Source organism: Micromonospora pisi, assembly GCF_003633685.1.
GTDB lineage: Bacteria > Actinomycetota > Actinomycetes > Mycobacteriales > Micromonosporaceae > Micromonospora_G > Micromonospora_G pisi.
This window is the reverse complement of record NZ_RBKT01000001.1, coordinates 5,722,557-5,748,853: the sequence shown is the minus strand read 5'-3', so window position 1 is coordinate 5,748,853 and position 26,297 is coordinate 5,722,557. Positions and strand designations below refer to the sequence as shown.

The 26,297-nt window shown below is 70.2% G+C and carries 20 protein-coding genes; 14 read left to right on the top strand and 6 right to left on the bottom strand.

What is annotated here, in order from left to right:
* Positions 1 to 30: 30 nt before the first annotated feature.
* A complete protein-coding gene (locus BDK92_RS24575; protein WP_121158829.1) occupies positions 31 to 549 on the top strand; it encodes an anthrone oxygenase family protein in 519 nt (172 codons plus the stop codon).
* A gap of 81 nt (positions 550 to 630) precedes the next feature.
* On the opposite strand, the gene BDK92_RS24570 is transcribed toward BDK92_RS24575, so the two are convergent.
* Entirely contained in the window at positions 631 to 1,872 is a 1,242-nt protein-coding gene (locus BDK92_RS24570; protein ID WP_121162540.1) for an alginate lyase family protein, read from the bottom strand.
* Between the two features lie 157 nt (positions 1,873 to 2,029).
* Positions 2,030 to 2,692 (bottom strand): GNAT family N-acetyltransferase, encoded by a 663-nt coding sequence (locus BDK92_RS24565; RefSeq protein WP_121158828.1) that lies wholly within the window; start codon positions 2,690 to 2,692, stop codon positions 2,030 to 2,032.
* Between the two features lie 177 nt (positions 2,693 to 2,869).
* Between BDK92_RS24565 and BDK92_RS24560 the strand changes: the two genes are divergently transcribed.
* The gene (locus tag BDK92_RS24560; RefSeq protein ID WP_121158827.1) at positions 2,870 to 3,628 is read left to right on the top strand and encodes an aminoglycoside adenylyltransferase domain-containing protein; all 759 of its coding nucleotides are present in this window, start codon (positions 2,870 to 2,872) and stop codon (positions 3,626 to 3,628) included.
* 180 nt (positions 3,629 to 3,808) lie between these two features.
* On the top strand, positions 3,809 to 5,968 hold the full coding sequence (locus tag BDK92_RS24555) for an amylo-alpha-1,6-glucosidase (protein WP_246017229.1): 2,160 nt from the start codon (positions 3,809 to 3,811) through the stop codon (positions 5,966 to 5,968).
* Positions 5,969 to 6,052: 84 nt separating this feature from the next.
* On the opposite strand, the gene BDK92_RS24550 is transcribed toward BDK92_RS24555, so the two are convergent.
* Complete coding sequence (locus tag BDK92_RS24550; protein ID WP_211349359.1) at positions 6,053 to 6,817, bottom strand: SDR family NAD(P)-dependent oxidoreductase; 765 nt, start codon at positions 6,815 to 6,817, stop codon at positions 6,053 to 6,055.
* Positions 6,818 to 7,106: 289 nt separating this feature from the next.
* Here BDK92_RS24550 and BDK92_RS24545 point away from each other — a divergent pair, with 289 nt between their 5' ends.
* The 4 genes from BDK92_RS24545 to BDK92_RS24530 are packed head-to-tail and all read left to right on the top strand — an operon-like array spanning position 7,107 to position 12,181.
* Positions 7,107 to 7,586 carry a formate dehydrogenase subunit gamma gene (locus BDK92_RS24545; protein WP_211349358.1) on the top strand — a complete coding sequence of 160 codons (480 nt, stop codon included), beginning with the start codon at positions 7,107 to 7,109 and terminating at the stop codon, positions 7,584 to 7,586.
* A complete protein-coding gene (locus BDK92_RS24540; protein ID WP_121158823.1) occupies positions 7,583 to 9,145 on the top strand; it encodes a formate dehydrogenase beta subunit in 1,563 nt (520 codons plus the stop codon). The genes BDK92_RS24545 and BDK92_RS24540 overlap by 4 nt, the downstream gene beginning before the upstream one ends.
* The gene (gene fdhF / locus BDK92_RS24535; protein ID WP_121158822.1) at positions 9,142 to 11,958 is read left to right on the top strand and encodes a formate dehydrogenase subunit alpha; all 2,817 of its coding nucleotides are present in this window, start codon (positions 9,142 to 9,144) and stop codon (positions 11,956 to 11,958) included. Before BDK92_RS24540 ends, fdhF begins: the two co-directional genes overlap by 4 nt.
* Position 11,959: 1 nt before the next feature.
* A complete protein-coding gene (locus BDK92_RS24530) occupies positions 11,960 to 12,181 on the top strand; it encodes a formate dehydrogenase subunit delta (protein ID WP_121158821.1) in 222 nt (73 codons plus the stop codon).
* Between the two features lie 111 nt (positions 12,182 to 12,292).
* Here the strand turns inward: BDK92_RS24530 and BDK92_RS24525 are convergent, their stop codons facing one another.
* On the bottom strand, positions 12,293 to 14,518 hold the full coding sequence (locus BDK92_RS24525) for an MMPL family transporter (RefSeq protein ID WP_121158820.1): 2,226 nt from the start codon (positions 14,516 to 14,518) through the stop codon (positions 12,293 to 12,295).
* A gap of 333 nt (positions 14,519 to 14,851) precedes the next feature.
* Here BDK92_RS24525 and BDK92_RS39145 point away from each other — a divergent pair, with 333 nt between their 5' ends.
* From BDK92_RS39145 to BDK92_RS24495, 5 genes are all read left to right on the top strand, one after another.
* A complete protein-coding gene (locus tag BDK92_RS39145) occupies positions 14,852 to 15,439 on the top strand; it encodes a TetR/AcrR family transcriptional regulator (protein ID WP_170208673.1) in 588 nt (195 codons plus the stop codon).
* A 15-nt stretch (positions 15,440 to 15,454) separates the two neighbouring features.
* Positions 15,455 to 16,831 (top strand): sensor histidine kinase, encoded by a 1,377-nt coding sequence (locus BDK92_RS24510; protein ID WP_121158819.1) that lies wholly within the window; start codon positions 15,455 to 15,457, stop codon positions 16,829 to 16,831.
* Complete coding sequence (locus BDK92_RS24505) at positions 16,828 to 17,541, top strand: response regulator (RefSeq protein WP_121158818.1); 714 nt, start codon at positions 16,828 to 16,830, stop codon at positions 17,539 to 17,541. The genes BDK92_RS24510 and BDK92_RS24505 overlap by 4 nt, the downstream gene beginning before the upstream one ends.
* A 150-nt stretch (positions 17,542 to 17,691) precedes the next feature.
* Positions 17,692 to 18,576 (top strand): ABC transporter ATP-binding protein, encoded by an 885-nt coding sequence (locus tag BDK92_RS24500; protein WP_121158817.1) that lies wholly within the window; start codon positions 17,692 to 17,694, stop codon positions 18,574 to 18,576.
* Positions 18,573 to 19,706 carry an ABC transporter permease gene (locus BDK92_RS24495; RefSeq protein WP_121158816.1) on the top strand — a complete coding sequence of 378 codons (1,134 nt, stop codon included), beginning with the start codon at positions 18,573 to 18,575 and terminating at the stop codon, positions 19,704 to 19,706. The genes BDK92_RS24500 and BDK92_RS24495 overlap by 4 nt, the downstream gene beginning before the upstream one ends.
* A gap of 29 nt (positions 19,707 to 19,735) precedes the next feature.
* Here the strand turns inward: BDK92_RS24495 and BDK92_RS24490 are convergent, their stop codons facing one another.
* Both BDK92_RS24490 and BDK92_RS24485 read right to left on the bottom strand, forming a co-directional pair.
* Entirely contained in the window at positions 19,736 to 20,752 is a 1,017-nt protein-coding gene (locus BDK92_RS24490; protein WP_246017228.1) for a TolB family protein, read from the bottom strand.
* On the bottom strand, positions 20,749 to 22,089 hold the full coding sequence (locus BDK92_RS24485; protein ID WP_342775844.1) for an MFS transporter: 1,341 nt from the start codon (positions 22,087 to 22,089) through the stop codon (positions 20,749 to 20,751). Before BDK92_RS24485 ends, BDK92_RS24490 begins: the two co-directional genes overlap by 4 nt.
* A gap of 243 nt (positions 22,090 to 22,332) precedes the next feature.
* Here BDK92_RS24485 and BDK92_RS24480 point away from each other — a divergent pair, with 243 nt between their 5' ends.
* A complete protein-coding gene (locus tag BDK92_RS24480; RefSeq protein ID WP_121158814.1) occupies positions 22,333 to 23,733 on the top strand; it encodes a CBM96 family carbohydrate-binding protein in 1,401 nt (466 codons plus the stop codon).
* 195 nt (positions 23,734 to 23,928) lie between these two features.
* Positions 23,929 to 26,256 carry a carboxypeptidase-like regulatory domain-containing protein gene (locus BDK92_RS24475; RefSeq protein WP_121158813.1) on the top strand — a complete coding sequence of 776 codons (2,328 nt, stop codon included), beginning with the start codon at positions 23,929 to 23,931 and terminating at the stop codon, positions 26,254 to 26,256.
* Positions 26,257 to 26,297: the final 41 nt, after the last annotated feature.

Here is a 26,297-nt window from a genome sequence, read left to right as displayed (position 1 = left end):
CGGTGGCATGACGGAGAGCGGAGAGCCGGAATGAGTACGACGAACACGCTGGTCGCGGTCGCGGCGGCGGTGACCGTGGCCCTGACCGGGGCGGTGGGCGGCGTCTTCCTCGCCTATTCGAACTCGGTGCTGCCGGGCCTGACCGGCACCGACGCGCAGACCGCGATCCGGGGCATGACCAGCATGAACCAGAAGATCCTGAACCCGGTCTTCCTGCTCACCTTCGTCGGTACGCCGATCGCGGCGGCGCTCACCGGCGTACTTCTGCTGGTGCTCGGGCAGCGGACGGCGGCCCTGCTGTTCCTGCTCGCCTCGGCGACCTACCTGCTGGGCGCGTTCCTGCCGACGATGCTGGTCAACGTGCCGATGAACGAGGCGCTGGCGGCTGCGGGCGTACCGGCGGATCCGGCGGAGGCGGCGCGACGCTGGGCGGAGTACGCCTCCCGCTGGACCGGCTGGAACACGCTACGCGCCGTCGCCAGCCTGGTCAGCCTGCTGCTGGTCGGTGCGGGCCTGCTGTTCTGGACACTGCCGGACGGCCAACCCTGACCGGGGGCGCCGCACCGGTACGGGTGCGCCGGCACACCCGTGGGCGCGGATGTGCCGGCGACTTCCCGTGGCGCCGTACGGTCAGTTGGGGTTGCCCGCGTGGGTCAGGGTCTCCCAGGCGACGAAGAGGTTGTTGGTGCCGGCGGGCCGCTGCTGCTCGGTGAGCCGCTGGGTGTTGGTCATCGCGATGCCCATCCGGTTGTTCAGCGCGTTGAAGCCGACCTCGGTGACCGGGCCGAGGCCCGTGGTCAGGCTGCCGCCGCAGAGCCAGCTCGGGATCGCCTCGCCGAGCTGGTACTTGGCGTGGAAGCCGAGCGCGTGCCGCAGCCGGTCCTGGAGTTCGGGGTAGATGTCCTGGCCCTGGTGGCGGGTGGTCTCGGCGACGTGCGCGATGGCCGAGATGCCGTACCCGGTGTGGGTGAAGTCGCGGCAGGTCTCCTGGGACAGACCGTCCACGAAGGTGTTCTGCCCCTGCCAGTAGCTGGCGACCTCGGCCCGGGTGTCGATGGTGCTGCCGGCGGGCCCACGGGGGAAGGCGCCGTCGCTGGTCAGGTAGATGAAGGCGGGCACCCGGGCACGGAACTTGGCCAGTGCCCGGTCGTAGACCGACCGGTCCTCGAGGAAGACCGAGATGCCGATGGACGCCTCCATCATGCTCAGTTCCCAGTTGCCGTTGCTGTACGTGTTCCCGTTGATGATCTCGGGCAGGTAGACGTTGCGGAGCATGGTGCCGAAGCGGGTGATGTTCGCCGCCGACCAGCCGCTGTAGGTGTAGCGGATGATCTCCGCGGCGCGCGGCCAGGACGATCCGGCCCAGGCGGTCTGGAGCGGCGCGTTGCTGTTGGTGTGGTCCTGGATGGTCGCCGACCAGGCGTCCATGATCTGGATGGCCTTGGTGGCGTACCGGCTGTCCTGGGTGATGTACCAGGCGAGCGCCAGCGTGTACGCGGCCAGCGCGTCCTCACGCTCGTCGGTGCAGCCGTTGTTCGGGTTCGAGTACGACCCGCACTCGACCACTGCCCGTGGCCGGGCGGTACGGGTCAGCGAGGCGTACCGGCTCGCCATCATCTGGTCGTAGGCGGCCTTCCACGGCTGCGCGTTCGCGTTCACCCGGGACCGGATGAAGTCGAGCTGCGGGCGGCTGACCAGCACCCCCGGGTGGGTGAAGGTGGCGGGTGCGGCGGCCACGACGTCGCCGGTCCGGGCCGAGCCGTCCGCCGCGCCGGTCTCACGCGCGGAGGCGGCCGGGGCGATCGTCAAGAGCAGGGCGGTCGCGGCGGTGACCGCGAACGCCCACCGTCCGCGCCGGAATGGTTGGGACATCAGGTCCTCCTGGTCAGGATCGGCCGACATCAAACTGTAAGGAGTGTTAACTGCTATCGATACGACCATCCTGGTCGATACGTTGTCAACCCACCACAGCCCAACCAAAGGAAACCGGTGACCCACCAGGGAACCGGTCAGCAGATCCAGATCGGGACTACTCCGCCTTGAAGACCCCGTACGACATCCACCCGCGCGACGGGAACCCGGCGGCCTCCGCGACCCGGGCCGAGGCGGCGTTCTCCGGGGCGTGCAGGTAGGTCGGAACCGCGCCCTCGTCCAGCACCCGGCGGGCGGCCTGCGCCACCAGACGCCGGGCCAGACCCCGCCCCCGGGCGGCCGGCGAGGTGCCGACCGACAACTCGTGGCCGTACCGGTCGTGCCGCTTGATCCCCACCCCGGCGAGGTACTCGCCGTCGCTGTCCCGGGCCACCAGTACGTCACCGAAGGGGCGCAGCCACGCCGGCAGCGTCGGATCGTCCGCGGGGACCCACTGCCCCGCGTCCGGCAACGGTGTCGGCGCAAGCGAGTACCGGAACACCGCCGGGTACGTCCGCCAACCGGTGTCGCCGACCGCCGCTGGCAGCGCGGCGAGCAGGTCGTCGAGGGGGCGGTCGGTCAACTCTCGTACGGCAGCCACCCGGTCGGGCGGGACCGACAGCACCGTGCCCTCGGGGGCGGCGACCCCGAGCGCCGGCCGGACCTGACCGTCCCACGCCGGCAGGATCCGCCGCTCCGAGCCCACCACGTGCAACGGCCGTCGGGTGGGCCACTGCCCCAGCCAACTCACCAGATGGTGGAACAGGCGTGTGTCGAGCATGCGGCTCCTCGCGCTACGACCCGATGTAAGGAAGGGCCCCTTGTTATCGCTTTCGATAGGAAGGGGCCCTTCCTAACGCGGCGGCGTGGGGCTGGCGGCGCAGACCAGGTTATCGGCAGATCGGTCTGACCGTTGGCGGGTCGGACGGGAATCGATTGACCACTACCATCTGTACTCATGACCGTCGCTGCGCGCGCCCCTCACCGGGTGGTCGGGTACGCGCGGCAGCTCGCCACGGTCATGCACACCCTGTCCGGTGCCGACCTGATCGGCCTCTATCTGCACGGCTCGGCGGTGCTGGGAGGATTCGCTCCCCCGCACAGCGATGTAGAGGTGCTGGCGGTGGTGGCCCGCGCCGGCAGCGCGGCACACCAGTTCCGGGTCGGGACCGCGCTCGGCCGGACGATCGACCGCTGCCCGGGCCGGGGACTGGACCTGACCGCCGTCACCACCGCCACCGCCCGAACGCTCGGCACCTGCCCGTTCGAGGTACGGGTGACCGGTGCCACCGACGGCAGCGCCCACGTCATCCCCGGTACCGGCCATCCGGGAAGCCCCGAACTGGTACTCCAGGTCGAGGTCTGCCGCCGGTACGGCCTGGCGGTGACCGGCCCGCCGCCGGACCGGGTCTTCGCCCCGGTTCCGGCGCAACGGCTGCGCTGGGCCATCTGCCAGCAGCTCGACTGGGCACTGGCCCAGGGCAGGCAGGGTGAGGCCGTACTCAACGCGTGTCGGGCCCTGCGGTTCGCCGCCGACGGGCGCCTCTGCGCCAAGGTCGAGGCGGGCCGCTGGTACCTCTCCCGACATCCGCACCATCCGCTGGTCGCCGAGGCGCTGGTGCTGCACCAGAGCGGGGACCGGCGGGTGCTGTCCGGCCCCGGCGCCCGCTTCGTGGCCGAGGCCCGCGCTCTGCTCGCCGCGACCGGCGAGGACTAGCGCCGCCTCGGTGACAACGGCCCGGCCGTCCCGTTCTCCCGCAGCCCGCCCGCTGCGGTGATCCCCCTTGGCAGCCCTGTCTCCGCTGCTCAGCAGCTGGATTGTCCGACTGCCCGCTACGACGGGAACTAGGCTGGACCAAGCTGATGGCGTCACCGTTCCTCTTCCCTGGAGGCGTACGTGACAGACCGAGCGCGCAGGCCAACTCCGGCCGACCCGATGCCCGGGGTGGTCTCGGAAACCGAGGTACCGAGCGCGGTTGTCCGCGATCTGCCGCCGGAGCTGGGCCCGGACGCGGTCGCGGTGGTCGAGGGCAGATCGTTCATGATCTCGGACGCGACCGGCGACATTCCGCAGGGTTCCATCGGCGGGCTGGTCCACGACGACACCCGGTTCCTCAGCCGGTGGGAACTCCGCATCGCGGACAAACCGCTCCTGCTGCTGAGTTCCGGGACGGTGGAGGACTACTCGGCGGCCTTCTTCCTCACCAACGCCGACATCGACGGCATACCGTCGAGCAGCATCGGCGTACGGCGGCAGCGCTTCATCAGTGACGGTATGCACGAGCGGGTCGAACTGGAGAACTTCACGAACGAACCGATCTCGTTCGACCTGAGGTTGTCGGCGGGCACCGACTTCGCCGACCTCTTCGAGATCAAGGAGTGCATCTCGGACCGCTCTGAGACGATCACCCGCCGGCACGGGTCGGATGGCACGTACCTGGACTTCTCATATACGAACGGCACCTTCCGTGCCAGCACCCGGGTGCAGGCGGTGCCGCCGGCCGACCGGACCGAGGGCGACGAACTGATCTGGCGGGTGGACCTCGAACCGGACCAGGCATGGCGCTGCGAACTCACGATCCCGCTCGAGTTCGGCCCGCTGCAGGTGGCGCCGAAACATCGGCGTTTCGGTGAGGCATTCGACAGCGATCGGGACGACGCGATCAGTACCTGGAGCAGGGAGTGTCCCACCTGGCGGCTCGAGTCGGAACTGCTCCGCGACGTGATGGAGAAGTCGAAGTCGGATCTGGGCGCACTCCGGATCGAGAAGTCCGCGGGCGGGGTACCGATCATCCTCCCCGCGGCCGGGCTGCCCTGGTTCCTCACCATCTTCGGCCGCGACTCCCTGATCAGTGCCTATCAGACAATGGCCTTCGGGCCCACCCTGGCCAGGGGCACGCTGCTCGCGCTCGCGACCGCCCAGGGCCGCCACTTCGACGACTTCCGGGACGAGGAGCCCGGAAAGATCCTGCACGAAATCCGCAGCGGCGAGCTCACCCAGTTGAAGCAGAAGCCGCACGACCCGTACTACGGCACCGCCGACGCCACCCAGCTCTGGCTCATCCTGCTCTCCGAGTACTGGCGGTGGACCCACGACGACGAGTTCGTGCTCGGTTTCCGGGAGAACATCGACGCCGCGTTGTACTGGATGGACCACTACGGCGATCCGGACGGGGACGGCTACATCGAGTACGCCACCCGCTCCAGCCAGGGACTCGGCAACCAGTGCTGGCGCGACTCGTGGGACGGGATCAAGTTCGCCGACGGGTCCATCCCGGTGCTGCCGATCGCCACCTGTGAGATCCAGGGCTACACCTACGACGCGAGAAGGCGCGTCGCGGAGCTGGCCGACGGTCCGTTACGCAACCCGGAGCTGGCCCAGCGGCAACGCGCCCAGGCCGCCGAGCTGTACGAGCGGTTCAACCGGGACTTCTGGATCGACGAGCGCGGCGGGTACTACGCGGTCGGACTCGACGGCGACAAGCGCAAGATCGACTCGATGACGTCGAACATGGGTCAGCTGCTCTGGAGCGGGATCGTCACACCCGGGCGGGCGATCATCCTGGCGAACCAGTTGATGTCGGAGGCGATGTTCTCCGGCTGGGGCATCCGTACCACCTCCAGCCAGGACCGGGGGTTCAACCCGATCGGCTACCACTCGGGCACGGTCTGGCCACACGACAACTCGCTGATCGCCGCCGGCCTGGCCCGCTACGGCTTCCGGCAGGAGGCGAACCGCATCATCATGGCCATGATGGAGGCGGCCAAGTACTCCGGCTACCGGCTGCCCGAGGCGTTCTCCGGCTACGACCGCTCGTACGGCCGGTTGCCGGTGCCGTACCCGACCGCGTGCAGCCCGCAGGCCTGGTCGGCGGCGGCGCCGATGCTCTTCGTCCGTACGATGCTCGGCCTCGACGTGCACGACGGCCGACTCGTCGCCGACCCGCAGGTGCCGGTCGAGTACGGGCGGATCGCCCTGGAGGGCCTGACCGCTCTCGGTAAACAGTGGAACGTCGAGGCGGCCGGGTCGGAGGCGTCCGTCCAGGCGATGACCTGACGCCCCGGCCCGGGGTCAGGACCCGTCGCGTGCCGCAGGCCCCGTCGCGTGTCGCAGGCTCAGCCCATCGTCGTGGGGCACCGGTCAGCGGAGGTGTGAGGCGCCGTTGAGGTCGAGGATCGCACCGCTGGCCCAGACCGCCTCCGGTGCGGCGAGCCAGGCGACCGCGGCGGCGACCTCGGCCGGCTCGGCGACCCGGTTGAACGGGCTCTGCGCCCGGACGGCGTCACCGTCCGGGCCGTCGAGCAGGGGCGCGACCATCTCGGTACGGATGAAGCCCGGCGCGACCGCCGCGACGGCGATGCCGTGCGGGGCGAGGTCGACGGCGAGGGACTGGGTCAGTGAGTGCAGTGCGGCCTTGCTGGCGCCGTACGCGGGCGCGTGCGGCTCGCCCCGGAACGCGCCCCGGGAACCGATGTTGACGATCCGTCCACCCGCCGGACCCTCGGGGCGGCCGAGCAGGTGGTGCACCACGCACCAGGTGACGTTCGCGGCGCCGTGCAGGTTGACGTCGAGGGTCTCCCGCCAGTTCGCCTGCCAGTCGGCGTACGAGGTGGTGGTGACGGGGAGTTCGACGTACCGGCCGGCGTTGTTGACCAGCAGGTCCACCCCGCCGAGCGCCTCGACCGCGGCGGTGACCGACGCCTGCGCCCCGGCCGGGTCGGCCAGGTCACCGGTGACGATGGTGTGCCCGTCGCCGGGGAGCGATTCGAGGACCGACCGGGCCGACGTGATGTCCGCCCGGCACTGCACGGCGATCGTGTAGCCGGCCCGCGCGAGTGTGACGGCGACGGCCGCGCCGACGCCGCGTGATCCGCCGGTGACGAGTGCCCGCTGCCGAATCCCCATCGGCGCAACGTCGCACATATCTCAACAAAGATCAACCTGTCATGGTGGCGTCCGGTGCAGCATGATGGACGCAGGACGCCGCCTCGTCGGCACGACCCCGACCGTCCCGGGGGTACGAATGCCACCCACGGCACATCCGGAAATCGTTTCGGTGTGCGGCAGGGACCCCAGGTCAGCCGGCTGGTGCCGGCCCGTGTGGCGGGGCAAAACGAGCCAGTATTGCATACGATATTCAGGCTACAGTATTGTAAACACCGGTAGCGGTGGGCAATGTGGAGGTGGGATGGCAGTGGACAGTCCTGATACCTCGGTCAAGGACCGGGTGCGTGCGCTGGTCGCGGCACACCGAGGCGATCGAGGGGCGCTATTGCCGATCCTGCACCGGATCCAGGAGGAATTCGGCTGGGTCGACCAGGAGATCGTGCCGGTGCTGGCCGCGGAGCTGAACCTCTCCCGCGCCGACGTCCACGGCGTGATCACCTTCTACTCGGACTTCCGCTCCGAACCCGCCGGCCGCACCACGATCAAGCTCTGCCGAGCCGAAGCCTGCCAGTCGGTCGGCGCCGAACAGGTCGTCTCACATGCCGAACAGGTGCTCGGCATCAAGGTCGGACAGACCACATCGGACGGCTCGGTCACCCTCGAACAGGTGTTCTGCCTCGGCAACTGTGCCCTCGGCCCGGCCGCCCAGGTCAACGGCCGGGTCCTCGGCCGGGTCGACGCGAAGCGGCTGGACGCCATCCTGGTCACGGAAACGGTGAGCTCATGACGACCCCGGTCACGATCTACGTACCCCGCGACTCGGCCGCGCTCTCCGTCGGCGCCGACCTGGTCGCCGCGACGATCGAACATGAGGCGGCAGCCGCCGGCCGACCGATCCGACTGGTCCGCAACGGATCACGCGGCATGCTCTGGCTGGAAACCCTGGTCGAGGTCGAGACCGAACGCGGCCGGATCGGCTATGGGCCGGTCGGACCGGACGACGTCGCCGGACTCGTCGCCGAAGGACTGCTCGACGGCGCCGACCACGACCTCTGCCAGGGCGTGGTCGAGGACCTGCCGTGGCTACGGGACCAGACCCGGCTCTGCTTCGCCCGGGTCGGGGTCACCGACCCCCTCTCCCCGCAGGACTACGTCGCGCACGGCGGCCTGGCCGGGCTCCGCCGGGCGCTGAGCCTGACCCCGGCCGAGGTGGTCGCCGAGGTCACCGAATCCGGCCTGCGCGGACGCGGCGGCGCCGGCTTCCCCGCCGGCATCAAGTGGAAGACCGTGCTCGACACCCCCGGCCCGCTCAAGTTCATCTGCTGCAACGCGGACGAGGGCGACAGCGGGACATTCGCCGACCGGATGCTGATGGAGGGCGACCCGTTCACCCTGATCGAGGGCATGACCATCGCCGCCCACGCGGTCGGGGCCAGCGAGGGCTACATCTACGTCCGCTCCGAATACCCCGACGCCGTACGCGCGCTCCGGCAGGCGATCGACATCGCCCGTACCCAGGGGTGGCTGGGCGAGCACGTGCTCGGCTCGGAGCTGCGCTTCGACCTCTTCGTACGGGTCGGCGCGGGGGCGTACATCTGCGGTGAGGAGACCGCGATGCTGGAGAGCCTGGAGGGCAAGCGCGGCATGGTCCGCGCCAAACCCCCGATCCCGGCGATCACCGGGCTCTTCGGCAAGCCGACAGTGGTGAACAACGTCCTCACGCTCGGCTCGGTGCCGGCCATCCTGGCCGACGGGGCCGCCGCGTACCGGGACCTCGGCGTCGAGCGCTCACGCGGCACCCAGGTGTTCCAGCTCGCCGGCAACATCGCCCGGGGTGGGGTCTTCGAAACCGCCTTCGGCATCACCCTGAGCGACCTGATCTACCAGTACGGCGGTGGCACCCGTTCCGGGCGCCCGGTCCGCGCGGTCCAGGTCGGCGGACCGCTCGGGCAGTACCTGCCGGCGTCCAATCTCGACCTGCCGATGGACTACGAGGCGTTCGCCGCAGCGGATGCGATGCTCGGCCACGGCGGTATCGTGGTCTTCGACGAGACCGTGGACATGGCATCGATGGCCCGCTTCGCGATGGAGTTCTGCGCCGAGGAGTCCTGCGGCAAGTGCACCCCCTGCCGGGTCGGTGCGGTACGCGGTGTGGAAGTGATCGACCGGATAGTTGCGGGTGAGGACCCGGACGGGAACCTGGCCCTGCTGGGTGATCTCTGCGAGCTGATGACCGAGGGATCACTGTGCGCCATGGGTGGGCTGACGCCGAATCCCGTACGCAGCGCGCTGCTGCACTTCCCCGACGACTTCACCGCCCGCTACGAGGAGGCCAAACAACCATGAGCCTGTTGAAGGAACCCGACCTCGGCACCCCGGCCAAACCCGGACCGGCAACGGTGTCGATCGAAGTGGACGGCATGCCGGTCACGGTGGCCGAGGGCACCTCGGTGATGCGCGCGGCGGCCATGAGCGGGGTCGACATCCCGAAGCTCTGCGCCACCGACAGCCTGGAGGCGTTCGGCTCCTGCCGGCTCTGCCTGGTGGAGATCGACGGCCGGCGCGGCACCCCCGCCTCCTGCACCACCCCGGTCGCCCCCGGAATGAAGGTACGCACCCAGACCCCGAAGCTGGAGAAGCTCCGCCAGGGCGTGATGGAGCTCTACATCTCCGATCACCCACTGGACTGCCTCACCTGCTCCGCCAACGGCGACTGCGAGCTCCAGGACATGTCCGGGGCGGTCGGGCTGCGCCAGGTGCGCTACGGCTACGAGGGCGCCAACCACCTCGACGCGCCCAAGGACACCAGCAACCCGTACTTCGACTTCGAGTCCTCCAAGTGCATCGCCTGCTCCCGCTGCGTACGCGCCTGCGGCGAGATCCAGGGCACCTTCGCGTTGACCATCGAGGGGCGCGGCTTCGGCTCCAAGGTCAGCGCGAGCGCCGGCGAGCTCTTCATGGACTCCGAGTGCGTCTCCTGCGGCGCCTGCGTCCAGGCGTGCCCGACCGCGACACTGCAGGAGAAGTCGGTGGTACAGCTCGGCATGCCGAGCCGCAGCGTCATCACCACCTGCGCGTACTGCGGGGTCGGCTGCTCGTTCAAGGCCGAACTGCGCGGTGACGAACTGGTCCGGATGGTGCCGTACAAGGACGGCGGCGCCAACGAGGGCCACTCCTGCGTCAAGGGGCGGTTCGCCTTCGGCTACGCCACCCACCCCGACCGGCAGCTCTCACCGATGGTCCGGGACAAGATCACCGACGAGTGGCAGAAGGTCGACTGGGACACCGCGATCAACTACGTCGCCACCCGGATGCTCGACATCCAGACCAGGCACGGCGTCGGCGCGATCGGCGGCATCACCTCCTCACGCACCACAAACGAAGAGGTGTACGTGGTGCAGAAGATGATCCGGGCCGCGTTCGGCAACAACAACGTCGACACCTGTGCCCGGGTCTGCCACTCCCCCACCGGGTACGGGCTGAAGCAGACCTTCGGCACCTCGGCCGGCACCCAGGACTTCCGCTCGGTCGCCCAGGCGGACGTGATCCTGGTGATCGGCGCGAACCCCACCGACGGACACCCGGTCTTCGCCTCCCGGATGAAGCGCCGGCTGCGCGAGGGCGCGAAGCTCGTCGTGATCGACCCGCGCCGGATCGACCTGGTCCGCTCGCCGCACATCGAGGCCACCCACCACCTCCAGCTCGCCCCCGGCACCAACGTCGCCGTGGTGAACGCGCTGGCCCACGTGGTGCTCACCGAGGGCCTCTACGACCGGGCCTTCGTCGACGAGCGGTGCGAGGACTTCGACGGCTGGGCCGAGTTCATCTCCCGGCCTGAGAACAGCCCCGAGGCGGTCGAGGAGATCACCGGGGTACCGGCCGAGGAACTGCGGGCCGCGGCGAGGCTCTACGCCACCGGCGGCAACGCCGCGATCTACTACGGCCTCGGCGTCACCGAACACAGCCAGGGCTCGACCATGGTGATGGGCATGGCGAACCTCGCCATGGTGACCGGCAACATCGGTCGCGAGGGCGTCGGCGTCAACCCGCTGCGCGGCCAGAACAACGTGCAGGGCTCCTGCGACATGGGCTCCTTCCCGCACGAACTGCCGGGCTACCGGCACGTCTCCGACGACGCCGTACGGACGGTGTTCGAGAACATGTGGGGCCGGCCGCTCCTGTCCGAGCCGGGGCTGCGCATCCCGAACATGTTCGACGCCGCGGTCGAGGGAACCTTCCGGGCGATCTTCGTACAGGGTGAGGACATCGCCCAGTCCGACCCGAACACCAAGCACGTCTTCGCCGCGCTTGGCGCGATGGAACTGGTCGTGGTCCAGGACCTCTTCCTCAACGAGACGGCGAAGTTCGCGCACGTCTTCCTGCCCGGGACCTCCTTCCTGGAGAAGGACGGCACCTTCACCAACGCCGAACGCCGGATCAACCGGGTACGGCCGGTGATGGCACCGAAGACCGGCAAGCACGAGTGGCAGATCGTCTGCGAGATCGCGGAGGCGATGGGCTACCCGATGAGCTACCAGCACCCGCGCGAGATCATGGACGAGATCGCCGCACTCACCCCGACCTTCTCCGGTGTCTCGTTCGAGAAGCTGGACAAGCTCGGCAGTGTGCAGTGGCCGTGCAACGAGGCCGCTCCCGAGGGAACGCCCACGATGCACGTGGACGGCTTCGTACGCGGCAAGGGGCGGTTCGTGCAGACCCCGTTCGTACCGACCCGGGAACGCAGCACCCGCAAGTACCCGCTGATCCTGACCACCGGCCGGATCCTGAGCCAGTACAACGTCGGGGCGCAGACCCGGCGTACCGCGAACGTGGCCTGGCACTCCGAGGACGTACTCGAAGTCCACCCGCACGACGCGGAGGTGCGCGGCATCAGCGACGGTGACGAGGTGACCCTGGCCAGCCGGGTCGGCGCCACCTCGCTGCGCGCGGTCCTCTCCGACCGGATGCCGGTCGGCGTCGTCTACACCACCTTCCACCACCCGGTGACCGGCGCGAACGTGGTCACCACCGAGAACTCCGACTGGGCCACGAACTGCCCGGAGTACAAGGTCACCGCGGTCCAGGTCGGGCTGAAGCACCCCAAGCCCGCCGCCCAGGCCGCGCAGGACGAACTGCTCATCCCGGTGCTGGCGGACTGACATGGCACATCAGGTCACCTCGCCCTCGGTGCGGCTCGCCAACGAGATCGCGGCGCACTTCCACCACGAGACACCCGAGAAGGCGGCGGCCCAGATCGCCGAGCACATCCGCCTCTTCTGGGACCCGCGGATGCGGGCCGAGCTGGATCGTCGGGTCGAGTCCGAACCCGACGAGCTGGACCCGCTGGCGCTCGCGGCGGCCCGGTTGCTCGCAGAGAAGTAGTTCCACCGGCATAACCCGATACGGAAGGCGCGCGAACCTCAGGTCCAGGTTCGCGCGCCTTCCGTGTGCCGGATGCCAGGTCGGCGAGACGTGCTGGGCGCCGGCTGGCGGCTAGCGGGTGCCGGCGGCGGAGAGCTCGGGGTCGACGACGGGGCTGGTCGCGGCCGACGGCTCGGACCGGCCCAACTTCTCCCCCTCGACGTCGACCTCGGGCAGGATCCGCGCCAACCACCGGGGCAGCCACCAGGCGGCCCGGTCCAGCAGCGACATCACCGCCGGCACGATCGTCATCCGTACGACGAACGCGTCCACGAGTACGCCGAAGGCCAGCGCGAAGCCGATCGACTGGATCATCACCTGGTCGCCGAAGATGAAGCCACCGAAGACGCTGATCATGATGATCGCGGCGGCGGTGACCACCCGTGCGCCGTGCCGGAAACCGGTGACGATCGCCTCCTGGGCCGACCGGCCGTGCACGTGGTCCTCACGCATCCGGGTCACCAGGAAGACCTGGTAGTCCATGGCCAGGCCGAAGAGGATGCCGATCAGCAGCACCGGCACGATGGGTGCGATCGGCGACGCCTCCTCGACCCCGAACACCGACCCGAGCCAGCCCCACTGGAAGACCGCGACCATGGCCCCGAAGGTGGCCCCGACACTGAGCAGGAAGCCGAGGGTCGCCTTCAACGGAACCAGCACGGAACGGAACATCAGCAGCAGGATCAGGAACGCCAGGCCGACGACGAGCCCCAGGTACGGCAGGAACGCGTCGTTGACCCGGTCGGAGGCGTCGATGTTGACCGCCGTCGAGCCGGTGACCGAGACCTGGGCGCCGGTGGCCGTACGCAGCTCCGCCTGGTGTGCCCGGATGTCGTTGACCAGGTCGGTGGTGGCCGGGTCGTTGGGACCGGTGCCCGGGATGACGCTGAGCAGGGCGGTGCCGCCGTCCGGGCTGATCACGGGTGGGCTGACCGAGGCGACGTTGTCGAGCCCCTTGATCGTGCCGGTCGCCTCGGCGGCCGCCGCGCCGGCGGCACCGTCACCGGCGTCCACCACCACCGTGAGCGGGCCGTTGAATCCCGGCCCGAATCCGAAGGTGAGCAGCTCGTACGCCTTGTGCTGGGTGGTCTCGGCGGACGCCGTACCGTCGTCGGGGAAACCGAGCCGCAGGTCGGCCGCGGGGACCGCGACCAGGGCCAACCCGAGCACGGCGAGCACCAGCACCGGCACCCGCCGACGGGTGACGAACCGGGCCCACCGCTCGCCCATCGGCGCCGGCCCGAGGTCGGACTCGGGGTCGCGGGCGCGCCGGCCGGAGGTGATCCGGCGACCGGCGGTGACCCGACCGCCGGCGAAGCCGAGCAGGGCCGGCAGCAGGGTGAGGGCGACCAGCACCGCGATGGCGACGGTGACGGCGGCGGCCAGCCCCATCGAGCGCAGCACCGGGATGCCGACCACGGAGAGCCCGGCCAGGGCGATGATCACGGTCAGCCCGGCGAAGGCGACCGCGGAGCCGGCGGTGCCGACCGCCCGTCCGGCGGCTTCGAGGGGGTCCCGGCGGACCGCGACCTCGTGCCGGAACCGGGAGACGATGAAGAGGGCGTAGTCGATGCCGACGGCGATGCCGAGCATCAGTGCCAGGATGGTGCTGTTGGAGTTGATGTCGACGAACCCGCTGGCGACGGCGATGCCGGCGAGTCCGACCAGGACTCCGACAAGCGCGGTGAGCAGCGGCAGGCCGGCGGCGAGCAGCGACCCGAAGGTGATCGCCAGCACGGCGGCGGCGATGACGATGCCGATCACCTCGGTTATCCCGGTCTCGGGTGAGGTCTGCAGGGCGTCGCCACCGATCTCGACGGTCAGACCGGCCGCGCGGCCGACCTCGGCGGTGTGCGTCAGCGCGTCCCGGTCCGCCGGTTCCAGAGCCGGCCCCTGTACGGCGTACCGGGCCTGGGCGACCGCGTACCGCCCGTCGGGCGAGACCGCGTTGGCCTGGAACGGGTCGACCACGCTGACCACCTTCGGCGCCTGGGCCAGTTCCCTGACCACGTCGCCCACCGCTGCCCGGTTCGCCGGGTCGGTGAGCTGCTGGCCGGCGGGTGCCGCGAAGACCACCCGGGCGGTGGCACCGCTGGCATTCGCCTGTGGGAAACGTTCGGCGAGGTGGTCGATGGCGCGCTGCGCCTCGGTGCCGGGGACGCTGAACGAGTTGGACATGGTGCCGGAGATGGTTGCCGCGCCGACGCCCAGCAGCGCCAGCAGCAGCACCCAGAGGCCGGTCACCAGCCATCGACGACGGTACGAGAACCGGCCTATCCGGTAGAGAAACGTTGCCACGGGATCCGCTCCTGAGACAGATAGGGATGTCGTCCTTGTGCCTCGTGGCAGCAAGGCGTCGTACGTGGCCGGCGGGTGCCCTGTCGAAGGAGCAGCAGGAGACGGTGGCACGGTGTCGCCGGTAGGCCCTGAAGCTAGCCGATCGGCAAGGACGATACTAGCCGATCGGCAAGTGACGAACCTTACGATCGACTAGCTGGCACCTAGCCGATCGGCAAGCTATCGTCCGGTCGATCGACTAGCTCGCGGCCTGTCGATCGACAAGCTGAGCGCCTGCTGAGCGGCAGGCTAGGCTTAGGGCCGCGTCCTGCCGAGCACCTTCGAGGAGGAGAGATGACCTCGAGTACGTCGCGTGCGCCGGTCGCCGCCGAGGGCACCCGTGCCCGTCTGATCGACGCCGCCCTGGACCTGTTCACCCACTGCGGCTTCGCCGGCACCTCGTTGCAGATGATCGCCGACCAGTTGCATGTCACCAAGGCGGCGGTCTACCACCACTTCAAGACCCGGGACGAGATCCTCGCGGCGGTGATCCGGCCGGCGGTGGAGGACGTGAAGAACCTGATCGCCGAGGCCTCGGCCCAACGCACGCCGACCGCGCGGGCGGAACGGATGCTGACCGGCTGGGTGGATCTCGCGCTGCGACACCGGGCCCTGATCGGCCTGCTCCAGACCGATCCCGCGGTCAAGCCGCACCTGAAGGAAGAACAGAACGCCTCGATCCTGCTGGACCAGCCGCGCGACCTGCTCGCCAGCCACCTCTCCGGACCGGGCCGGCAGGTCTGCGCCCAGGTGGCGCTGCTCGGCATCGTCGGCGCGGCGTCCACTCCGGAGCTGCGCGAACTCGACGACGAGACCCTGCGCGACCTGCTCCTGGACGTCGGCCGGAAGATCCTCGGATTGCGCCGACCCCGGTCCAGCTAGCTAGGCTCCGGCACCATGACCGAGCAGGTGACGCAAGCCTGGGCACGTCCCGGACCCACCGCCGGACAGCGCCGGCACGACTGGCAACTCAGCGTGCTGCTGACCGGCTGCGGCCTGCTCGGCGTGCTGCTGCTGAACAGCTCCGGAACGTTCGTGCTGGGCCCACCGCCATCGTGGCCGGAACAGATCGCCTGGATACTCGGAGTCACCGCACCAATGGCCTGGCGACGCCGCTGGCCCGAGGCGACCACGTTGCTGACCGCCGCGTTCTTCATCGGCGCCCAGGCACGGGCCACCGTCGACACCCTGGCCTCACCGGTCGCGCTCTTCGTCGCCATCTACACCCTCGGCGCCTGGGGCCGGAACCGTCGACGCTCCGCCGTACTCCGGATCGTCGTCATCGTGGCCATGTTCTGCTGGCTCGCGTTCGGCGCCGTACGGTCGGTGGCGGACATTCCACCGGACGCGTTCGAGGGCGCCAGCGGTCCGGTGCCGCCACTGCTCGCCGCGTTGGGCATGTCGGTGCTGTTCAACCTGATGTTCTTCGTCTTCGCGTACCTGTTCGGAAACACCGCGTGGCTCTCCGCGCTGCGCCACCACGAGGTGCAGGTGCAGACCGAGGCGCTGCGCCGGTCACAGGCCGAACTCGCCGAACGCGCGGTGATCCAGGAACGGGTACGGATCGCCCGCGAACTGCACGACGTCGTCGCCCACCACGTGGCGGTGATGGGTGTACAGGCCGCCGCCGCACGGCGGGTGATGGACCAGAACCCGCCGAAGGCGAAGACCGCCCTGGCCTCGGTCGAGCAGACCGCGCGTACCGCCATCGACGAGTTGCGGCGCCTGCTCGGGGTGCTCCGACAGGCCGACCGTTCCAGCCCCGAGGCGCTGACCGGGCACCGGCTGGACCAGGTGGAGACACTGCTGAACGGCGCCCGGGAAGCGGGCCTGACGGTCGACTACCGCACCTTCGGCGACCCGGTGCCGTTGACCGACTCGCTCTCGCTGGCGATCTACCGGATCATGCAGGAAGCGTTGACGAACACCATCAAACACTCCCGCGCGAGCCTGATCGACGTACGCGTCCGATACCTGCGCAAGGAGATCGAAGTGGACGTGGCCGACAACGGTCACGGCGCACCGGCGACCGCTCACGCGCCCGTCGCCGACGGCGGACCGCACCCGACCGGCAGCGGACTCGGACTGATCGGCATACGGGAGCGGGTCGCGGCGCACGGCGGGGTGCTGGAACTGGGCGCCCGACCCGGCGGCGGATTCCGGGTCCGGGCCCGCCTCCCCCTGGAGGCGGAGACGGACATCCCGGCGGGTCAGGAAACTGAGGCCCCGGAAACGGGGGCACGGGTGACGGAGAGCGGGGTGGCGGCCGGATGAACCCGATCCGGGTACTGCTCGTCGACGACCAGCGTCTGGTCCGCGCGGGTTTCCGGGTCATCCTCGAAATCGAGGACGACATCGAGGTGGTCGGCGAGGCCGCCGACGGTGCGGAGGCGGTGGAACTCACCATCCGGCACCGCCCCGACGTGGTGCTGATGGACGTCGAGATGCCGGTGATGGACGGCCTGGAAGCCACCCGGCGGATCGTGGCCGGGTCGGCGACCGGCGGCGCCTCGGTGCTGATTCTGACCACCTTCGACCGCGACGACTACCTCTTCGCGGCGTTACAGGCCGGCGCGAGCGGCTTCCTGCTCAAGAACGGCAGCCCGGAGGACCTGGTCGAGGCGGTACGGGTGGTCGCCCGAGGCGACGCCCTGCTCGCCCCGCAGCTCACCAAGCGGGTCATCGCCACCTTCGCCACACCGGCGCCAGCGCGGATGCCGGCGGCTGGGGCGGTGCCGGTGCCCCGGGTCGCGCGGGCCGCCGAGCCGCTCGCCGGGCTGACCGAACGGGAACACGAGGTGCTGGTGCTGCTCGCCGGGGGCGCGTCGAACGCCGAGATCGCGCAACAGTTGCTGCTCGGTGAGGCGACGGTGAAGACCCACGTGTCGCGGGTGCTGATGAAACTGGGACTGCGCGACCGTACCCAGGCCGTTGTCTTCGCGTACGAACACGGCGTGGTCACCCCGCGTACGTCGGAGGGCTGAGGCCGACCCCGGCGCGCCCGCCGGGTCCGTCGCGCGGCGGACCCGGCGGGTCCGCCGCGGGCCGGACGTCAACGCGGGTCGCTCCCCCTACGCTCAGCGAAGACGTTCCGGGCCGCCCGGCCCGGAGCCACGCCAGCAGAGGGAGACCGCATGCTCCGCGTCGCGTCCGTGAGCCGGACGTTCGGCGACCGCCGGGTGTTGCACGACATCTCGTTCGCCATCGAGGCGGGTCGGATGACCGGTTTCGTCGGGGCCAACGGTGCCGGCAAGACCACCTCGATGCGCATCATCCTCGGCGTCCTCGCCGCGGACTCGGGTGAGGTCACCTGGGACGGCGCTCCGCTGACCAGGACAACGCGCCGAAGCTTCGGTTACATGCCCGAGGAACGCGGCCTGTACCCGAAGATGAAGATCCGCGAGCAGCTCGTCTACCTGGGCCGGCTGCACGGGATGAGCGCCCCGGCGGCCCGGCGCAGCAGCGACGACCTGCTGGAGCAGGTGGGGCTGACCGAGCGGGCCGGGGACACCCTGGACACGCTGTCGCTCGGCAACCAACAGCGGGCGCAGATCGCCGCGGCGCTGGTCCACGACCCGGTCATGCTGGTCCTGGACGAACCCTTCTCCGGGCTCGACCCGCTCGCGGTCGACGTGATCGTCCGGGTGCTGCGGGACCGGGCCGCGCGTGGCGTACCGGTCCTCTTCTCCAGTCACCAACTCGACGTGGTGGAACGGCTCTGCGACGACCTGGTGATCATCGCGGACGGCACCATCCGGGCCGCTGGCAGCCGCGACAGCCTCCGCCGGCAGCACGCGTCGCCCCGCTACGAACTCGTCGTCGACACCGACGCCGGATGGGTACGGGACCTGCCCGGCGTCACCATCGTCGACCTCGACGGGGCGCGGGCGGTCATCGACATCCACTCGCCCAGCGACGACCAGGAGGTGCTGCGACGGGTCCTGGAACGGGAACCGGTCCGCGCCTTCCGCCCGATCGTTCCGTCGCTCGCCGAAATCTTCCGGGAGATCGCACAATGACGCTGACCAACCAGACCCGGCCGGTCGACACCTCCACCACCGGCACCGGGACACCCCGCGCCACCACCTCGTTCTGGCAGGCCGTCGGCCTGGTCGCCGGCCGTGAGATCAGCACCAAGCTGCGCGACAAGGCGTTCCTGTTCAGCACAATCTTCTTCCTCCTCACCACCCTCGCCGCGACCGTGCTGCCGGCATTGCTCGCCGGCGGGCCGTCGAGCGTCGCCGTGGTCGGAAGTCAGGCCACGGAGGCGCTCGACCGGGCCGGGCTGGAGGTGCGCACGGTCGCCGACGAGCAGGCCGCCCGGGACCTGGTGCTGAACGAGGAGGTCGACGCGGCCGTGGTCGCCGACGCCACCGGGGTCCGGGTGCTGGCACTCGACGAGGCGCCGACCGACGTGGTCAGGGCGCTGAGCAGCGCTCCCCCGGTGCAACTGCTCGACCCGGACGCGGCGGACCCGGTGGTACGCACCCTGATCCCGCTCGCGTTCGGCATGATCTTCTTCTTCACGTCGATCACCTTCGGGGTCCAGATCGCGCAGAGCGTCACCGAGGAGAAGCAGACCCGGATCGTCGAGATCCTGGTCGCCACCGTGCCCGTACGCGCACTGCTGGCCGGCAAGGTGGTCGCCGCCAGCACCCTGGCGATCGCGCAGATCGTCCTGATCGCACTCGCCGCCGTGGTCGGCATGGCGGTCACCGACAGCGGGACCATGATGAGCCAACTCGCCCCGGCGATCGGCTGGTTCATCCCGTTCTTCGTGGTCGGCTTCGTGTTGCTGGCCGCCATCTGGGCGGTGACCGGAGCCCTGGTCAGCCGCCAGGAGGACATCGGATCGGTCTCGATGCCGGTCCAACTGCTGGTCCTGGTGCCGTTCTTCGCGGTCGTCTTCGGCAACGACAACAGCACCCTGATGACCGTGCTGTCGTACGTGCCGTTCTCGGCACCCACCGCCATGCCGGTACGGCTCTTCCTCGGCGAGGCGGCCCCCTGGGAGCCGGTGCTGGCGCTGGTGGTCCTGCTCGCCGGGGCGGTGGCCGTACTCCTGCTCGCCGCCCGCCTCTACGAGGGTTCGCTGCTGCGGACCAACGGGCGGACGACCCTCGCGGCGGCCTGGCGCGACCGGGGCTGAACCGCTCGACCCGGCCGCTCCCGCCCCGGTCAGCCGACCGGGGCGAGAGTGGCCGGCGATTCCGCCTCGGGAACCAGCAGTCGGGGCGAGCCCGACCCGTCGGCCGGCACGGACCAGATGTCCGGCCGGCCGTCGGCCTGCCGCAGGGTGTAGGCGACGGTGGCGTCGTCGAGCCAGGCGGCCTGGTCGTCCACGCTGTTCGTCTCGGCCAGCGGCCTGGTCGCCATGGTGGCCAGGTCGAGCACGCTCAGCCGCCACCCCTTGGTCGGGTCGCCCCCGATCGCCTGCTTGAACGCGATCCGGGTGCCGTCCGGAGAGAGCGACGGGCACTCGACGTTGCCGGTCAGGGTGCGCACCGTACGCGCCGCGAAGTCGCCCTGGATCAGGTAACGCTGCCCACCGGTCGACATGGTCGCGTAGAAGAGGTTGTCGTCACCGGCGAAGGTGACGCCCCAGAAGTTGGCGTCGACCGACCGGTACGGGTGCCCGTCCCGGACCACGGCGAACTCCTCCAACGAGTTGACCAGGGTCCCCGCGCGGGTGTCCAGGATTCCGGTACGGGTGGAGAACCCACCGCTGTTGTACGAGTCGCCGCCGACGAAGGTCGTCCACGCCACCATTCGCCCGCTCGCCGACACCCGGGCCCGGTTCGGCAGCCCCGGGATCGGGAACGACCGCGTCTCGGCCAGCCGTGCGTCCAGCACCACCAGCCGGTACGCCCACTGCGAGTCGGGACGGAGGCAGACGCCGGTGCCGGCGGCCGCGTACGCCCGGACACACTCGACGTCGGAGACGGTGCGCTCGCCGGACGGGTCGTCGGCCGCGACGACGGCCAGGTGCCGGTCGGTCACGGCCAACAGCCGTGGCCCCGGTGCCAGGGTCAACTGTTCACCGTGGGCCGAGGTCCGTACCGCCCGGTCGGCGTCGTCTCGGTCGGCGGCGTCCCGGTCGGCGGCGAACCGGATGTAGCCGACCGCGACCGCGGCGAGGAGCACCGCGCTGACCGCGGCCACCACCACCCGGCCCCGGGAGGTCAACCCGTTCACGAGGTCACCCGCCGGCGGCTCAGGGCCGGCTCGGTGGCGAGCAGGCATCCGGTGGCCACCACCGCCACCGCCACGCACGCCGCCGCCAGCCGGCTCGCCACCGCCGGCCCCCACTGCTGCCAGGCGAGACCGAAGAGAACCGACGAGACCAGGTACGCCAGCGCCTGACCGGTCTGGATCAGGGCGATCCCGGTGGCGCGCAGCCGTTCCGGCAGCACCGGGCCGGCGAGTGCCATCAGGATGCCGTCGGTGGCCGCGTAGAAGAGCCCGTACAGGGCGAGCGCCAGCCCCAGCAGCGGCCAGCCGCCGATCGGCCCGAAGAGCAGCAGGTACGTCACCGTCAGCGCGACGTAGCCGCCGACCATCACGGGCAGCCGGCCGAACCGGTCGGCGAGCATGCCCAGCGGTGCCGCCAGCAACAGGTAACCCAGGCTGGTGCCGACCGCCAGCAGCGGAAACCAGACCACGCTCAGTTCCTCCCGGCGTTGCAGGAGCAGATAGACGAAGCCGTCACCGATCGTGGCGAGGCCGAGCAGACCGGCGGCCGCGGTGAGCCGGCGGACCGGCCGGGCGCGCAGCAGGGTCAACGCCTCGCGCACACTGACCGGTTCGCGACGCGGCACCGGCAGGGCGCGGTCCGGCACCGGCACCGGCAGGGCGCGCTCCGGCGCCGACCCGGGGTGGTCGCGTACGAAGAGGACCAGCACCACCACGGCGAGCGTGGCCAGGCAGAAGCTGGCGACAAAGACCGCGTCGTACGACTGCCCGGCGGCGGCCAGCACGGCGAGCGCGACCAACGGTCCGAGGAAGGCGCCGATCGCGTCCATGGTCCGGTGCACGCCGAACGCCCGCCCCAGCGCCTCCGGCGGGCTGGACGCGGTGATCAGGGCGTCCCGGGGAGCGGTGCGGATCCCCTTACCCATCCGGTCGACCGCGATCACGAACCCGATCGCTCCCATCGACCGGCCGGCGACGAGCAGGCCCAGCTTCGCCACGGCGGAGAGCGCGTACCCGATGCCCGCCATCAGCTTGCGCGCCCGGACCCGGTCGGCGAGGTAACCGCCGACGATGCGCAGCACCGCGGTCGCACCGGTGTAGATGCCGTCGATCATGCCGTACGCGAGCGGGCTGAGCTGCAATCCCAGCACCAGGTAGAGCGGGAGTACGGCGCTGACCATCTCGGCGGAGACGTCGGTGATCAGGCTGACCGTGCCGAGGGCGACGACGTTGCCGCTCACCAGGGCGAGGCGCCGACGCCGCTGGCGGTCGGACCGGCCCCCCTCGGCGGTCGGTGGACCGTCCGCGGTCTTGGGCCGGCCGATGGTCGACAGGTACAAGCGCCTCGCACCTCCTCCAGTTCCGGTCGCGGCTCGCGCCGCCGGTGCACCACTGTCTATGCGCGGAACCGGTCGGACAACCCAGGACAGGCGCCGGGAAGGTATGCGTTCGGTGAACAATCCGGATCGTCGCGGGCTTTGCCCACTGTGCACCTGAAAGTTCACCCGTAGGCGGGTATCCCGTTCCATTCAATTCCCTAGATTCCGACCGCCGTACCCCACTTCGCTCGAAGGGAACATTGAATGGGTACCCGCCACATTCGACTGGGACTGACCGCCGGCACAGCGGTGGTCCTGGTCGCGGCCACCGCCACGGCCGTGCTCACGGCGACCGGCCCCGCCTCGGCCGCCACGTCCACGTTCACACCCGTCGCCGACACGTACGTGCAGGGCGACGCGGCGTCGACCAACTACGGCACGTCGAACCAGATCACGGTCGACAACTCGCCCGTACGCCGGATGTTCCTGCGCTTCACCGTGACCGGCGTCAGCGGCACGGTGACCAGCGCCAAGCTGCGGCTGCGCACGATCAGCGGCAACGACGGCAGCAACAACGGCGGCGCGTTCAAGGTGGTCTCCAGCAACACCTGGTCGGAGACCGGTACGACCTGGAACAACCAGCCGGCCATCGACGGCGCGTCGCTCGGCTCGATCGGTTCGGTCACCGCCGACGGCTGGTACGAGGTGAACGTGGCCTCGGCGGTGAAGGGGAACGGGACCTTCAGCTTCGGAGCCTCCTCCACCAGCACCGACGGCGCCTACTACGACAGCCGGGAGAGCGGCGCCGACGCACCCCAGTTGGTGATCACGACCGGCACCTCGACCCCGTCGCCGACCCCGACCACGGCCCCGCCCTCGGGTGACCCGGTCCTGGTGGGAGCGGGCGACATCGCCACCTCGGGCTCCGGCGACAGCGCCACCGCAGCGCTGCTGGACAACATCTCCGGAACGGTCTTCACCACCGGCGACAACGTCTACAGCAACGGCACCGCCTCGGAGTTCAACAGCTACTACCAACCGACCTGGGGCCGGCACAAGGCGCGTACGAAGCCGTCGCCGGGCAACCACGACTACAACACCTCCGGCGCCTCCGGCTACTACGGCTACTTCGGTTCCGTCGCCGGCCCGTCCGGTCAGGGGTACTACTCGTACAACCTCGGCAACTGGCACATCGTGTCGCTGAACTCGAACATCAGCATGTCGGCGGGTTCGGCCCAGGAGACGTGGCTGCGCAACGACCTCGCCGCCAACCCGAAGTCGTGCACGTTGGCGTACTGGCACCACCCGCTCTTCACCTCGGGCGCCAACCACGCCCCGTCCGCCTCGACCCGTCCGCTCTACCAGGCGCTGTACGACTACAACGCCGACGTGGTCGTCTTCGGCCACAACCACCAGTACGAGCGGTTCGCCCCGCAGAACCCGACCGGCGGCCGGGACACCAGCCGTGGCCTGCGCTCGTTCGTGGCCGGCATGGGTGGTGCCGACCACTACAGCTTCGGCACGATCCAGGCCAACAGCGAGGCGCGTAACAGCGACACGTTCGGCGTACTGAAGTTCACCCTGCACGCCAACAGCTACGACTGGCAGTTCGTGCCCGAGGCGGGCAAGACCTACAACGACAGCGGCACCAGCGCCTGCCACTGATTTCCGTCTCCTGTGGGCGGTGTGACCCGGCCAGCGGGGCGCACCGCCCACAGCGTCTTCCGGCGTACGCGGCGGCAGTGCGGGCGCACGGCTGTCGATCATCAAGTCGTACCGCGCGGCTAGGGTGCACCGCACGGGGATTCGGCATTCGATCGATACCCCGTGCCCTTTTCCCTCACAGCCAGAGGAAGAAGCATGAGCAGCTCACGTCTGCGCGGGCTCGGGTCGGTGGTGGTCGCGACGCTCGTCGCCACCCTCGCCCTGGCCGCACCAGCGCATGCGGCCGAGGCGACCGGCGTGATCGCCGGCACCATCACCGACAATGGCGCTCCGGTGCCGACCGTCGAGGTCTACGTCACCAGCGACGACGGATTCAACGGCAGCGCGGTCACCAACGCGTTGGGCCAGTACGAACTCTCCGAGGTGCCGGCGGCGGAGTCCGCGTACCTGATCATGATCGAGGCACCGGGCCACCCGCGCCAGTACGTCCCCGGCCAGGTCGACGAGGAGTCCGCGACCCGCTACTCGGTCACGGCCGGTGGACGCACGATCGCCGACGACACCCTGCTGCCGACCGGCACCATCAGCGGCCGGTTCACCGACTCGGCCGGCAACGGCGTGGCCGGCACCTGGGTCGAGGCCAGCCCGTTCGACGGCGACGGTGTCGGAGTCGGAGTCGGCGTACACACCGACGTCGACGGCTCCTACTCGGTCGCCGCGCTGCCGGGCACCTACCGGGTCTCCTTCCGCTTCGGCAACGGCGTGCAGTACGCCTACCGCGCCGCCACCCCCGACACCGCGACACCGATCCAGGTCACGGTCGGCGAGACGGTGACGGTCAACGACACCAAGCTGACCACCGGGACCATCACCGGCCGGCTGACCCGGGCGGACGGCAGCCCGGCCGCGGATTACCGGGTCGCGGCCGAGAGCAACACGGACTTCGGGTACGCCACCACCGACGACAACGGCGTCTACCAGCTCACCAATCTCCTACCCGCGAGTTACCGGGTCTACTTCCAACTGCCCTCCGGTGCCCGGCAGTGGTCACCGCAGACCCGGGACCAGGACACCGCCCGGGCGTACGACGTCACCGCCGGCTCGTCGACCACGGTCGACGAGCAGCTACTGCCGAGCGGGGCGGTCGACGGCCGCTTCACCGACCGCGTGGGCCAGGGCATCGCGGGTGTACAGGTGCTCCTCTCCGGCGGCGGCGACTACCTCTCGACCGAAACCGGGAACGACGGCCGCTACCGGATCGACGGGGTCTTCCCCGGCAGCTACGAGGTGCAGTTCAACGGCTGGCGGATCAACCTGGTCCAGTACGCCTACGGCAAGCTGACTCCGGAGACGGCCGACCCGATCACGGTAGTGGCGAACCAGACCACCACGGTCGACGACAGCCGGCTGCCCACCGGCACGGTCCGGATCACCGCCAAGGACAGCGTCACCGGCTCGGCGATCAGCAACTTCTCCGCCGAGATCGGCAGCATGTCGGGGAGCGGTGCGGGCGGTTCCCTCATCCTCTCCGACATACCGATCGGCACGCACACCATCTCCGCCAGGGCGAACGGCTACCGGTACGAGGACTCGGCAGCAACCGTCACCGTCCACGCTGACCAGCAGAGCGAGGTGCAGTTGACCCTGCACCGCCTTGGCACGATCAACACCACGGTCACCGACCGGGCCACCGGCGCACCGGTCGCGGGGATCTGCGTCATCGTCCGGAAGACCAGGACGTTCGCCTTCCCGGACGGGTGCAGTGCCCTCACCGGGCCCACCGGCGCGGTGAGCCTGAAGGTCGACGATCCAGGCACCTACAACCTGTTCGTACTGCCCGGCACCAGCAGCCCGTACGGGGCCCAGTGGGTCGGTCAGGACGGCGGCACCGGCGACCAGGGCCAGGCCCGCCAGGTCACCCTCGACGAGGGCGAGACCGAGGCCGTACCGACGGTCAAGCTGGACCCCCGCGCCGCCATCACCGGCACGGTGACCGGTGCGGACGGCGGACCGGTCCGCGAGGGGACGGTGGGCATCGTCCCACCCGCGGCCGGCGTCGACACGCGGTACGCGCAGGTCGCCGCCGACGGCACCTACCGGATCGACTGGCTCGGCCCGTACCGGTGGCCGTTGCAGTTCGAGGCGGCCGACCACCCGATCCAGTGGAGCGGCGGTGTCGGCAACCGGCTCATCGCCGAACTGGTGACGGCTGCCGTCGGCCCGGCAACCCGTTACGACTACCAGCTCAAGCGGGGTACGACCGTGGTCGTCACCGTGCCCGGTACGTCAGGCTGGGGGCGGGTGACGATCCGCAACTCGGTCACCGGTGACCCGATCGCGGTGGTCGACAGCGAGACCTTCACGGCCGGTGTGCGGTTCCCGGTGATCGGAGCCCAGAAGGTGAAGTTGGAGTTCCGCGACGCCGGGCCCGTCCGCTGGTACGGCGGCACCGACTTCGACAGCGCCACGGCGGTCGCCATCCCCCGGTCCGGATCGGTCCAGGTCACCTTCCCGGCGAGCTGACCCGTACGGCAGCACGATCAGCAGCAGGGGCACCCGCCGCG